Source organism: Ruegeria sp. HKCCE4148, from assembly GCF_017872495.1.
GTDB lineage: Bacteria > Pseudomonadota > Alphaproteobacteria > Rhodobacterales > Rhodobacteraceae > Ruegeria.
The window spans coordinates 19,068-31,028 of record NZ_JAEDOS010000016.1; the positions used below are offsets into that span (position 1 = coordinate 19,068).

General features: G+C 57.7%; 12 protein-coding genes. All 12 read left to right on the forward strand.

What is annotated here, in order from left to right; genetic code table 11:
• The first annotated feature begins 94 nt into the window (after positions 1-94).
• On the forward strand, positions 95-1,459 hold the full coding sequence (gene secY, locus I9187_RS21165; RefSeq protein WP_171181620.1) for a preprotein translocase subunit SecY: 1,365 nt from the start codon (positions 95-97) through the stop codon (positions 1,457-1,459).
• Positions 1,456-2,100 carry an adenylate kinase gene (locus I9187_RS21170; RefSeq protein ID WP_171181622.1) on the forward strand — a complete coding sequence of 215 codons (645 nt, stop codon included), beginning with the start codon at positions 1,456-1,458 and terminating at the stop codon, positions 2,098-2,100. The genes secY and I9187_RS21170 overlap by 4 nt, the downstream gene beginning before the upstream one ends.
• A gap of 201 nt (positions 2,101-2,301) precedes the next feature.
• Positions 2,302-2,670 carry a 30S ribosomal protein S13 gene (gene rpsM / locus I9187_RS21175; RefSeq protein WP_170328762.1) on the forward strand — a complete coding sequence of 123 codons (369 nt, stop codon included), beginning with the start codon at positions 2,302-2,304 and terminating at the stop codon, positions 2,668-2,670.
• A 15-nt stretch (positions 2,671-2,685) separates the two neighbouring features.
• Positions 2,686-3,075: a 30S ribosomal protein S11 gene (rpsK, locus tag I9187_RS21180; protein WP_008757289.1), complete on the forward strand. Its 390-nt coding sequence runs from the start codon at positions 2,686-2,688 to the stop codon at positions 3,073-3,075.
• Between the two features lie 114 nt (positions 3,076-3,189).
• On the forward strand, positions 3,190-4,206 hold the full coding sequence (locus I9187_RS21185; RefSeq protein ID WP_050605850.1) for a DNA-directed RNA polymerase subunit alpha: 1,017 nt from the start codon (positions 3,190-3,192) through the stop codon (positions 4,204-4,206).
• A gap of 116 nt (positions 4,207-4,322) precedes the next feature.
• Positions 4,323-4,745: a 50S ribosomal protein L17 gene (gene rplQ, locus I9187_RS21190; protein ID WP_171181624.1), complete on the forward strand. Its 423-nt coding sequence runs from the start codon at positions 4,323-4,325 to the stop codon at positions 4,743-4,745.
• 139 nt (positions 4,746-4,884) lie between these two features.
• Entirely contained in the window at positions 4,885-6,207 is a 1,323-nt protein-coding gene (locus I9187_RS21195; RefSeq protein ID WP_171181626.1) for a DUF3300 domain-containing protein, read from the forward strand.
• Position 6,208: 1 nt separating this feature from the next.
• On the forward strand, positions 6,209-7,099 hold the full coding sequence (locus tag I9187_RS21200) for a DUF2950 family protein (RefSeq protein WP_171181629.1): 891 nt from the start codon (positions 6,209-6,211) through the stop codon (positions 7,097-7,099).
• 123 nt (positions 7,100-7,222) lie between these two features.
• On the forward strand, positions 7,223-8,278 hold the full coding sequence (locus I9187_RS21205) for a TauD/TfdA family dioxygenase (RefSeq protein WP_171181631.1): 1,056 nt from the start codon (positions 7,223-7,225) through the stop codon (positions 8,276-8,278).
• Positions 8,279-8,352: 74 nt separating this feature from the next.
• Positions 8,353-9,738: a trypsin-like peptidase domain-containing protein gene (locus I9187_RS21210; RefSeq protein ID WP_171181633.1), complete on the forward strand. Its 1,386-nt coding sequence runs from the start codon at positions 8,353-8,355 to the stop codon at positions 9,736-9,738.
• A 3-nt stretch (positions 9,739-9,741) separates the two neighbouring features.
• Complete coding sequence (locus I9187_RS21215; RefSeq protein WP_209509893.1) at positions 9,742-11,052, forward strand: replication-associated recombination protein A; 1,311 nt, start codon at positions 9,742-9,744, stop codon at positions 11,050-11,052.
• A gap of 98 nt (positions 11,053-11,150) precedes the next feature.
• Positions 11,151-11,957: a crotonase/enoyl-CoA hydratase family protein gene (locus I9187_RS21220; RefSeq protein ID WP_171619985.1), complete on the forward strand. Its 807-nt coding sequence runs from the start codon at positions 11,151-11,153 to the stop codon at positions 11,955-11,957.
• Positions 11,958-11,961 lie beyond the last annotated feature (4 nt).

Below are 11,961 nucleotides of genomic sequence, written 5' to 3' on the forward strand. Positions count from 1 at the left end.
CCAAGACCCGCTTACATAGACCTCAGAGTTTTCCAAGACGCCGTCCGAGCCGGAAAACGGTTCCGGGCGGCGTTTGCATAAGAGAGACCGATTTATGGTATCAGCAGCAGAACAAATGGCAGCCAATACAAGCTGGGCTGCTCTGGGCAAAGCCACCGATCTGCGCAACCGCATCCTGTTCACGCTGGGTTTGCTGATCGTCTATCGCCTAGGCACTTTTATTCCGGTGCCGGGGATTGACGGGCAGGCGCTGCGCGAGTTCATGGAGCAGGCGGGGCAAGGCATCGGCGGCATGGTTTCGATGTTCACCGGCGGTGCGCTGGGGCGGATGGGTATCTTTGCCCTCGGCATTATGCCCTATATCTCGGCCTCGATCATCGTGCAGCTGCTGACATCCATGGTTCCCGCGCTTGAACAACTCAAGAAAGAGGGCGAGCAGGGCCGCAAGAAGATCAACCAGTACACCCGGTTCGGTACCGTGGCCTTGGCCACTGTACAGGCCTATGGTCTGGCGGTTTCGCTTGAAGCTGGTGATTTGGCGACAGATCCGGGGCTGTTCTTCCGCATGTCGACCATGATTACTCTTGTTGGCGGCACCATGTTCCTGATGTGGCTGGGTGAACAGATCACCGCGCGCGGCATCGGCAATGGTATCTCGCTGATCATCTTTGTGGGCATCATTGCTGAGGTTCCGGCAGCACTGGCACAGTTCTTTGCTTCGGGTCGTTCGGGTGCAATCAGCCCTGCAGTGATCGTTGGGGTGATCGTGATGGTCATCGCCGTGATTACCTTCGTGGTGTTCATGGAGCGCGCGCTGCGCAAGGTTCACATCCAGTACCCGCGCCGTCAGGCCGGGATGAAAGTCTATGAGGGCGGATCCAGCCACCTTCCGGTCAAAGTCAACCCGGCAGGCGTGATCCCTGCAATCTTTGCCAGCTCGTTGCTGTTGCTGCCGGTGACAATCTCGACCTTCTCGGCGGGTGCTACAAACGGACCGATCATGTCGTGGATGCTGGCCAACTTTGGCCCCGGACAGCCGCTGTATCTGCTGTTCTTTGCGTCGATGATCGTGTTCTTTGCATATTTCTACACGTTCAACGTGGCGTTCAAACCCGATGATGTTGCGGACAATCTGAAAAAGCAAAACGGTTTTGTACCGGGTATCCGCCCGGGTAAGAAGACCGCCGAGTATCTGGAATACGTGGTCAACCGCGTGCTGGTTCTGGGTTCAGCCTATCTGGCAGCGGTTTGCCTGCTGCCCGAGATTCTGCGGAACCAGTTCGCCATCCCGTTCTATTTTGGCGGCACCTCTGTTCTGATTATCGTCTCTGTGACTATGGACACGATCCAACAGGTGCAGAGCCATTTGCTGGCGCATCAATACGAAGGGCTGATCGAAAAGTCACAACTGCGCGGTAAGAGCAAGAAACGCGGCAGGAAGGGACCCGCTCGTCGATGAACATCATTCTTCTTGGCCCTCCGGGCGCTGGTAAAGGGACGCAGGCGCGTCACCTGGTTGAAACACGCGGCATGGTGCAGCTGAGCACCGGCGACATGTTGCGCGAAGCCAAAACCTCGGGCACCGAGATGGGCCAGAAGGTTGCGGCGATCATGGATGCGGGCAAGCTGGTCACAGACGAAATCGTGATCGGCCTGATCGAAGAGAAGCTGACAACTGAAACCGGTGCTGGTTTCATTTTTGACGGCTTCCCGCGCACGCTGGCTCAGGCCGATGCCCTGTCGGCATTGCTGACCAAGCTGGGCCAGTCCTTGCACACAGTGATCGAGATGCGTGTGGATGACGAAGCCTTGGTGCAGCGGATCACTGCGCGTTCGACCTGTGGTGGTTGTGGTGAGGTTTACAACGATATCACCAAGCCGATCCCGGCCGACGGCAAATGTACCAATTGTGGCAAGGAAAACGATTTCCAGCGCCGCGCAGACGACAACGAAGACAGCCTGCGCACGCGCCTGATGGAATACTACAAAAAGACCTCGCCGCTGATCGGGTATTACTATGCCAAAGGCGATCTGCGCCCGGTCAATGGCCTGGCCGAGATCAAAGAAGTGACCGCCTCTATTGAGGCTATTCTCGGCTGACTTCAGGTTGGGGCTTGACGGCCCCACCAAAAGCCCATATCGACCCCCATCCCTAAAGGGAATCAAGTCTGCGTGAGGGATTCGTCCCAAACGCCCCGACCACCTCGAATAATGCTGGACCCTCTGGCGACACTGCCACGGTCAAGCGTTGTGAAAAAAGGTTCTGGAGTTACGGAACCGCAACGAAAAGGAAAGTGACACGTGGCACGTATTGCCGGCGTAAACATCCCGACTGCAAAGCGGGTACCAATCGCCCTCACATATATCACCGGTATCGGCAACACTTCGGCCAAAGCAATCTGCGAAGCCGTGGGCATTGAAGCGACTCGTCGCGTCAATGAACTGTCCGACGCCGAAGTTCTGGCCATCCGCGAACACATCGACGCCAACTACACCGTCGAAGGTGATTTGCGTCGTGAAGTTCAGATGAACGTCAAGCGCCTGATGGACCTGGGCTGCTATCGCGGTCTGCGTCACCGCCGCAACCTGCCGGTTCGCGGTCAGCGCACCCACACCAACGCTCGTACCCGCAAAGGCCCCGCAAAGGCCATCGCTGGTAAGAAGAAATAAGGGAGGGTCTGACTGATGGCACGTGATAAGACTCGCGTTAAACGCAAAGAGCGTAAGAACATCGCATCGGGCGTTGCCCATGTGAACTCGACCTTCAACAACACCAAGATCCTGATCTCGGACGTACAGGGCAACGCCATTTCGTGGTCGTCTGCCGGTACCATGGGTTTCAAAGGATCGCGGAAATCGACCCCCTACGCCGCTCAGATGGCTGCAGAAGATGCAGGCAAAAAGGCGCAGGAACATGGCGTCAAGACGCTGGAAGTCGAAGTTCAGGGCCCCGGTTCGGGTCGTGAATCGGCTCTGCGCGCGCTGGCTGCAGTGGGCTTCAACATCACGTCGATCCGCGACGTGACCCCGATTGCTCACAACGGCTGCCGTCCGCCGAAGCGTCGTCGCGTCTAAGCGATTTTGAATTGAGCTGGGGCTGTGTTTTTGCACGGCCCCAGCACGTCATTTTGAACCTCGGGCGTCTGCACCTTGTTGGTCATGGGGCGCGGACAGGAATGGAGGGATTACATGATCCACAAGAATTGGGCAGAATTGATCAAGCCGACTCAGCTGGAAGCCAAGCCGGGCAACGATCCCGCACGCCAGGCGACCCTGGTTGCCGAACCGCTGGAGCGTGGCTTTGGTCTGACTCTGGGCAACGCCCTGCGCCGCGTTCTGATGAGCTCGCTGCAAGGTGCGGCCATCACCAGCGTTCAGATCGACAACGTCCTGCACGAGTTTTCCTCGGTCGCAGGTGTTCGTGAAGACGTTACCGATATCATTCTGAACCTCAAGCAGGTTGCTCTTCGCATGGAAGTCGAAGGCCCTAAGCGCCTGTCGATCAATGCCAAAGGCCCGGCAATTGTCACTGCGGGTGACATCAGCGAAAGCGCTGGCATCGAGGTTCTGAACCGCGATCACGTCATCTGTCACCTGGATGATGGCGCCGATCTGTTCATGGAACTGACCGTCAACACCGGCAAAGGCTATGTTTCGGCTGAGAAGAACAAGCCCGAAGACGCACCTATCGGTCTGATCCCGATCGACGCGATCTATTCGCCGGTCAAAAAGGTCGCCTATGACGTTCAGCCGACCCGTGAAGGTCAGGTTCTGGACTATGACAAGCTGACCCTGAAGATCGAAACCGATGGTTCGATCACACCTGAAGACGCGTTGGCCTTTGCCGCTCGCATTCTGCAGGATCAGCTGTCGATCTTCGTCAACTTCGACGAGCCGGAATCGGCGAGCCGTCAGGACGAGGACGATGGTCTGGAGTTCAACCCGCTGCTGCTGAAGAAAGTGGACGAGCTGGAGCTGTCGGTCCGTTCGGCAAACTGCCTGAAGAACGACAACATCGTTTACATCGGCGATCTGATCCAGAAAACCGAAGCCGAGATGCTGCGCACACCGAACTTCGGCCGCAAGTCGCTGAACGAGATCAAAGAAGTGCTGTCCGGCATGGGCCTGCACCTCGGCATGGATGTCGAAGATTGGCCGCCCGACAACATCGAAGATCTGGCCAAGAAATTCGAAGACGCGTTCTAAGCGCGTCTTCCCAATGCCCGGCTTTCCGGGGACTGTCTGGGCGATGATGCCCCAAGGAGAGCCGGTGACACGCATCGCCGGCCAGACAAAGCAAAACGCAAGATAGGAATTGAAAAATGCGTCACGCACGTGGTTACCGCCGCCTGAACCGTACTCATGAACACCGCAAGGCTCTGTTTGCGAACATGGCTGGCTCGCTCATCGAGCATGAGCAAATCAAGACAACTCTGCCCAAGGCAAAAGAACTGCGCCCGATCATCGAAAAGCTGGTCACTCTGGGCAAGCGCGGCGACCTGCACGCCCGCCGTCAGGCCGCATCACAGCTGAAAGAAGACAAAGACGTCGCGAAGCTGTTCGAAGTTCTGGGCCCCCGCTACGCCGAGCGTCAGGGCGGTTATGTCCGCATCCTGAAAGCTGGCTTCCGCTATGGCGACATGGCCCCGATGGCGATCATCGAGTTTGTTGATCGTGACATCGACGCCAAAGGCGCAGCCGACAAAGCCCGCGTCGCCGCCGAAGAGGCTGCAGACGAAGAATAAGAAAGCCCTGCTTTCGAATAACTGGCCCCTGCGTCCCGGACGCGGGGGCTTTTTGGTTTTTGGCTTTGGGCCAAATTCCGAGATTTGTTGCCAGAATCATGAACTTGGGCGATCCTCAAAGAAATTGAAGGATCGCTATATGTTTAGATATCTGATTTTTGCGCCCCTGTTTTGCGCAAGCACTGCGCTTTTCGCGCAGGAAACCACAGATGAAACGACCGAGGCGGCGTCGCAAGAAACAACGGACCTTCTGACCGACGCAGAGCTGCAAACTCTGGTCGCGCCGGTTGCATTGTACCCGGATACTCTGCTCATCCAGATACTTGTCGCCTCGACCCAGCCGCTGGAGATTGTGAAGGCCGAGCGTTTTCTGATCGACAATGCAGACCGAGATCCGGCTGAGCTTGAGCCTGAAATCGAAGCGATGGGCTGGGACCCGTCCGTCAGCGTGCTTGCAACAGCGTTCCCCGAGATCGTTGGGCAAATGGCGACACATGTCGACTGGACCGAAACGATGGGAACAGCGATGCTGGCCCAATCTGACGATGTGATGGATGCCGTCCAGGTGATGCGGGATCAGGCAATCGATAGCGGTGCACTGGTGTCCGGCCCGGAACAAACGGTTGAGGTTGAAGAGGATGAAACCGTCGTCATCACACCGACCAACACGGAAACAGTTTATGTTCCGCAATATGATCCTGCCACGGTGTACACCGGGCCATCAACGGGTGACGTCGTTGGGGCCGCTCTGCTGACCTTTGGCACCGTGGCGTTGATTGACGAGATTTTTGACGATGACGATGATTGGTACGATTATTGGGGGTGCCGAAACTGCGGTGGATGGGGCGGTGGCCCGATCTACAGAAACCCGAATATCGACATAGACGTCGATGGTAACGTCAATATCGGTAACAACATTAATCGCAAAGATGTTGAATGGAAGCCTGATACGAACCGTCAGCAACAAGCGCGGAACAAAATCGCCGATCATAAACGCACTGGTGGCGGTGCCGGAACATTGCCCGTTGACCGGCCAAATGGCCGCACAGATGAGTTGCGCTCAAAGCTCAGCAGAGAATCCGGGGCTGCCGACATAAGTCGGGACGGCTCGGGCGCTGCGGCATTGGCGGCCGGGGCGGGCGCCGGGGCGATTGCGGGTGGTGCACTGGCCAACCGCGGCAATGATAAGCAATTGCCCAAGGTCAATCGGGGTAATGTCGACACTGACAGAGCCGCCGCGAAACAGAAGGCTGTGGACAGAACCAAGCAATCCTCTGGTGCCGCCAAGAAGCCGGTTAAAAGCAACGCCAAGACCGCCAAGAAACCTCAGGCCCAAAGGGCAGCAGTTCAGCAGAAAAAACCTGCGGCCAAAGGGAAAGCCATGCAAAAGAAAGCGTCCGGCAAGCGAACCCACAGCGCGTCAAAACGCGGGCACGCGGCCAAGGGAAAGCGGAGGAGATAAGATGCGAAATTTCATAGTTTCTTCTGCCATTCTTTTGATCACGGCGAGCACAGCGGCATCCGAGGGTGCCCGATACAATAGCCCGCAAGCGGCGTTGGATGCGTTTGTCGGTGCTCTGAAGTCGGATGATCGGAATCAGTTGCTGGATGTGTTTGGGGCTGAGGCCGAAGACTTGCTTGCAACCGGCGACCCCGAAGAAGACCGCGCCAGACGAGAGGAAGTGCTTGGCATGTATGCCGAGGGCTATCGTTTCCAGCCGGACGAGCACGGTGTTGTCGTTTTGCTGGGGGAAGACAGTTGGCCCTTCCCGATCCCGATTTCTCGGGCCGGTGAGGAATGGCACTTTGACCTCGAAGCTGGCATCGAAGAAGTTTCGGCCCGCGAGATTGGCTTGAATGAGCTGGAAGTGATGGAATTGCTTGATGCTTATGTCGATCTTCAGGCCGCGTTCCGTTTGGCCGACCATAATGGCGACGGCGTGATGGAATTCGCGCGCAACATCATTTCCGACCCGGGCGTGAAGGACGGTTTGTTCTGGCCTGAGGAAGACAGCTTTGTCGGCGCGGCGCTCGCACGAGCGGTGGCCTCTGGGTGGAGTGACGGAGAAGAGGACCACGAACCTGAACCCTTCCTGGGTTATTACTACACAATCCTTCAGGGGCAGGGACCCAGTGCTCCGGGTGGTGCGTATTCTTACTTTGTTGGGGATCATTTTGTAGCAGGTCATGCGCTGCTTGCCGTTCCTTCTGAGTATGGCGAGACCGGAATTCATTCGTTTCTTGTGGGTGAGAACGGGATCATTTTCGAGGCGGACTTGGGTCCTGACACGCTCGAACGCGCTGCGGATATCCAAGAGTATGACCCGGGCTCTGATTGGTCGCCAGCAGAGTAAAACCAAAAGCGTTTGCGAACGCGGACCAGATGGGTGTCGTATTTTAACAAGTTTCGGTGACTTCAGATGATGAACTGTGCTTTCTCACGCGTGAATATTGAAACAGCGTGATTGGAGGCAGCGATGACCGTGTTTTCTGAATTACCGGCACAAATCACCGGTCCATCTGTTTGGAACGGACGGGAAATGGCAGCGCGGAAGAATGAATGGCTGTTGCATCTGAGCCCTGTGGATGTCGCAGACCTTGAGCAAGCCGCGCGCCACTATCTAAGCTTGGGGCAGGATATTGGCGAAATCACCAAAACAGATTTTCCGTTGCGCCGGTTCGACCGCCATCTTGAGACTCTAAAAGACACGCTGATCAACGGTATTGGGTTCGAAGTGATCCGGGGCCTGCCGGTCGAGACCTATTCTCAGGAGATGGCCGCCGCGATCTTCTGCGGGGTGGGTGCCCATTTGGGATCGGCGCGATCCCTGAATGCGCAGGGGCATATTCTGGGTTATGTCCGGGATATCGGTGCGGACGCAAATGACCCGAACACGCGGATCTATCAGACTCACGAGCGCCAGACATTTCACACAGACAGCGCCGATATCGTAGGGCTATTGTGTTTTCGGGACGCCAAGGAGGGCGGGGATTCACTGCTGTTCAGCGCTGAAGCAATCTACAACCGGATGCGCAACGAATGCCCGGACCTGCTGGAGCGATTGTTCGACCCGATAGCGACCGACCGGCGCGGCGAAGTGCCGGAAGGGATGCAGCCCTTTATGACCATTCCGCCCTTCAATTGGCATGATGGCAAGCTGACCGTGTTCTATCAGCGGCAGTATATCGACAGTGCGCAGCGGTTTCCCGAAGCCATGCGCCTGACCCCAGAGCATGTCGCTGCTTTGGACAAGTTCGACTCCTTGTCGAACGACCCAGATCTATATCTGACCATGCGGTTGCAACCCGGCGATATGCAATTTGTCTACAACCATTCTCAGTTGCATGACCGGACGGGTTTTGTGGACTGGCCTGATCCGGCCGACCGTCGGCATCTTTTTCGCCTATGGCTCTCACCCGAGGGAGACCGGGAGTTACCTGACGTTTTCAAACAGCGTTACGGGTCGATCGAAGTGGGTAATCGGGGCGGGATCATTACAAAAGGGACCCGCCTGCACGCGCCGCTGGATTGAGTGCGCCGGACAGGTGCTTGCATTAGCGCGCCCGTAGTCGCATATCCTACGCAGCTTTTGAGGTAGAGGTATCCATGCTTCGCGCGACACTTATCGCTTTGACCTGTGCAGTTTCCACATTTGCGACGGCTGAAACACGCGTGCCGCAGTCGCAGGCCGAGATTTCGCTGGGATTTGCTCCTGTGGTGAAAAAAGCCTCTCCTGCGGTCGTGAATATCTATGCCAAGATCGTGCGGCAGGGGCGGGCCAGCCCGTTCTTTTCGGACCCGTTTTTTCAAGACTTCTTTGGCCGGGGCTTTGGCACGCCACAGCCGCGCGTTCAAAACTCGTTGGGTTCTGGTGTGATCCTGTCCGATGACGGTTACGTGGTCTCCAACTATCATGTGGTTGGGTCCGCAACAGAGATCCGGGTCGTCACCACGGACCGACGCGAGTTTTCGGCCACAGTTGTACTTGGCCATGAAGAAAGCGACATCGCGATCCTGCGCTTAGAAGAGGCCGAAAACCTGCCTTTCCTGAGCCTGCGGGATTCCGATCAGGTTGAAGTTGGCGAACTGGCCCTGGCCATTGGGAACCCCTTTGGTGTGGGGCAAACCGTGTCCTCGGGCATCATCTCGGGTCTGGCGCGCACGGGAACGGCAACGGGCAACGGTCGCGGGTATTTCATCCAGACGGATGCGGCGATCAACCCGGGCAATTCCGGCGGCGCATTGATCGACGTGAATGGCGATCTGATCGGGATCAACACGTCGATCCTGACACGGTCGGGCGGTTCCAACGGTATCGGTTTTGCCATCCCGGCAAATCTGGTGGCTGAGTTCCTGAAACAGGCGCAGCAAGGCAATGACAGCTTTGTCAGCCCTTGGGCGGGAATGTCGGGTCAGCACATGAGCGCGGATATCGCGGAATCTTTGGGGCTGGTTATCCCGCTGGGCGTTGTGATCTCGGACCTGCATGACCTCAGCCCGCTGCGCGAGGCGGGGCTGAAGGTGGGCGATGTTGTCACCCATGTGGACGGGGACGAGGTGAACTCCCCCGCTGAAATGAAGTTCCGCATGTCTATTGCGGGTGTGGGGGGAAGCTCGGTTCTGACGCGGCTGCGCGGCGACCAAAGCGATGAGGTCGAGGTGGCCTTGATCAAAGCACCTGAAACACCCGCTGCCGAAGAAACCGCGCTGGACGACAATACAGTTCTGCCGGGCTTAGTTGTGTCCCGAATCAATCCGGCGGTGATTACCAAGCTGGGTCTGCCCCTGTCTCTGACCGGCGTTGTTGTCGTCGATCCGGGCGCTTTTGGCGCGCGGGCCGGGTTGCGGCCTGGCGATGTGATCGAGACCATCAATGCGGCCGATATTCAGCGCCCCGGTGATGTCGAACGCGCAATGACGGACCCGGGACGCCGCGTGCACATGGGGCTTCAACGCGAAGGCCGCTCCGTGTCCCTGCGATTCCGGCTGTAACGTATGAGCGATCTGTTCGACACCGGGCCAACCGAACCCGTCGATGCCCCGCACCGCCCTTTGGCAGATCGATTGCGGCCCCAATCGCTGGGCGACGTCATCGGTCAGGAGCAGTTGCTGGGGCCGGAAGCTCCGCTGGGCGTGATGCTGGCGGCGGGCAGTCTGTCCAGCCTGATCTTTTGGGGTCCGCCCGGGGTAGGAAAGACGACCATAGCGCGGCTTTTGGCGCAGGAAACCGATCTGCATTTTGTCCAGATCAGTGCGATCTTCACGGGTGTGCCTGACCTGAAGAAGGTCTTCGAGGCCGCCAAGATTCGCCGGCAGAACGGGCAGGGGACGCTGTTGTTCGTGGACGAGATCCACCGTTTCAACAAGGCACAGCAAGACGGGTTTCTGCCCCATATGGAAGACGGCACCATCCTGTTGGTCGGTGCCACAACCGAAAACCCGTCATTTGAACTTAATGCCGCTGTGCTAAGCCGGTCGCAGGTTCTGGTACTGGAACGCCTCAGCCTTGCCGACCTTGAACGCCTGACGCAGCGCGCCGAGAAAGAGTTGGACCGCGCATTGCCTTTGACCCCGGCTGCGCGCGATGCGTTGCAGGAAATGGCAGACGGCGATGGGCGGGCGTTGCTGAACCTGATCGAACAGGTCTCGGCCTGGAAAGTGGACGCGCCGCTGGATCCCGATGCATTGTCGACGCGGCTGATGCGGCGGGCTGCGAAATACGACAAGTCGGGTGATGAGCATTACAACCTGATCTCGGCCCTGCATAAATCGGTACGTGGGTCTGACCCGGATGCTGCGCTGTACTGGTTCGCACGAATGCTAACCGGCGGCGAAGACCCGCGCTATCTGGCGCGTCGGATTACGCGGATGGCAGTTGAGGATATCGGTCTGGCGGACCCTCAGGCGCAGGCCATTTGCCTGCAATCGTGGGAAACGTATGAACGGCTGGGGTCTCCCGAAGGGGAATTGGCGCTGGCTCAAGCCTTGGTTTATTTGGCGCTGGCCCCAAAATCCAATGGGGCTTACGTGGGCTATAAAGCGGCCATGCGACTGGCCAAGCAGTCCGGTAGCGAGCCACCGCCCAAGCATATCCTGAACGCACCCACTTCGCTGATGAAGGATCAGGGATATGGTGCGGGTTACTCTTATGACCATGACGCCGAGGATGGGTTTTCCGGTCAGAACTACTTCCCTGAAACGATGAAACGCCCGGACCTCTATCAGCCGGTCGAACGCGGGTTCGAACGAGAGCTGAAAAAGCGCCTCGATTACTTTGCCAAGCTTCGGACGCAGCGCAACAGTTAGTTACGCAGGGTTAGTATTGAACATGCCGCCGCGTCACAGGCGACAGGTTCGCAATTGAACGCTTCCCTTGGGTCAATACCAGCAAGGGAGGACGGGAAATGCCGGTTTCAATTGAAAAGACCCAAGACGTCTGGACCATCATCCATGACAGGCCGGATGCACGAAATGCCGTTGATACGGAACACGCTGTAGCTCTGGTTGACGCATTCCTGAGTTTTGAAGTCAGTTCTGCCAAAGCCGCTGTGTTCTGGGGCAAAGGTGGCAATTTCTGCGCGGGCTGGGATCTGAAACTCGCCGCCTCGCTGGCCGACCCTGAACTGCGTGAGGCGTATTTCGACAAACATACCTTTCCAATAGGTTCAGCCACTTCGACACTTGGGCCGATGGGACCGTCCCGGCTGGAGCTTTCGAAACCGGTCATCGGCGCGATTGAGGGTGCCGCCGTGGCCGGAGGCATGGAGCTTGCTCTTTGGTGCGATATCCGCGTGATGGCGGAAACGGCATATCTGGGTGTTTACTGCCGCCGCTGGGGGATTACGCTGATGGATGGCGGCTCGGTCCGGTTGCCGCGTTTGGTGGGGCAAGGCAAAGCGCTGGAGATCGCCTTGACAGGTCGGAAAGTCGAGGCCGAAGAATGTTATCGGATCGGGCTGGCAGAAAAGGTCGTCCCGCATGGTGAAGCGCGTTCTGCAGCTGAAGAAACGGCCCATGAAATTGCACGTTTTCCGCAAGAGGCTGTGCGGGCTGACCGCCGTTCGATCATCGAAACGCGGGGTATGCCGGTGCGCGAAGCGCTCAAGGTGGAATGGGCCAACGGGTTGGAGGCGATCCGCCGTGAAGGAACCTCGGGCGCGGGGCGTTTCCGGGACGGGGCGGGGCGACACGGGGATTTCTCGAACATCTGATCGC

Excerpts from the sequence above, each read along its gene's own strand:
- I9187_RS21215 (WP_209509893.1), top strand. The coding sequence starts at position 9,742 with ATGAGCGATCTGTTCGACACCGGGCCAACCGAACCCGTCGATGCCCCG.
- I9187_RS21200 (WP_171181629.1), top strand. The coding sequence starts at position 6,209 with ATGCGAAATTTCATAGTTTCTTCTGCCATTCTTTTGATCACGGCGAGC.
- I9187_RS21210 (WP_171181633.1), top strand. The coding sequence starts at position 8,353 with ATGCTTCGCGCGACACTTATCGCTTTGACCTGTGCAGTTTCCACATTT.
- I9187_RS21195 (WP_171181626.1), top strand. The coding sequence starts at position 4,885 with ATGTTTAGATATCTGATTTTTGCGCCCCTGTTTTGCGCAAGCACTGCG.
- secY (WP_171181620.1), top strand. The coding sequence starts at position 95 with ATGGTATCAGCAGCAGAACAAATGGCAGCCAATACAAGCTGGGCTGCT.
- rpsK (WP_008757289.1), top strand. The coding sequence starts at position 2,686 with ATGGCACGTGATAAGACTCGCGTTAAACGCAAAGAGCGTAAGAACATC.
- I9187_RS21205 (WP_171181631.1), top strand. The coding sequence starts at position 7,223 with ATGACCGTGTTTTCTGAATTACCGGCACAAATCACCGGTCCATCTGTT.
- I9187_RS21220 (WP_171619985.1), top strand. The coding sequence starts at position 11,151 with ATGCCGGTTTCAATTGAAAAGACCCAAGACGTCTGGACCATCATCCAT.
- I9187_RS21185 (WP_050605850.1), top strand. The coding sequence starts at position 3,190 with ATGATCCACAAGAATTGGGCAGAATTGATCAAGCCGACTCAGCTGGAA.
- I9187_RS21170 (WP_171181622.1), top strand. The coding sequence starts at position 1,456 with ATGAACATCATTCTTCTTGGCCCTCCGGGCGCTGGTAAAGGGACGCAG.
- rplQ (WP_171181624.1), top strand. The coding sequence starts at position 4,323 with ATGCGTCACGCACGTGGTTACCGCCGCCTGAACCGTACTCATGAACAC.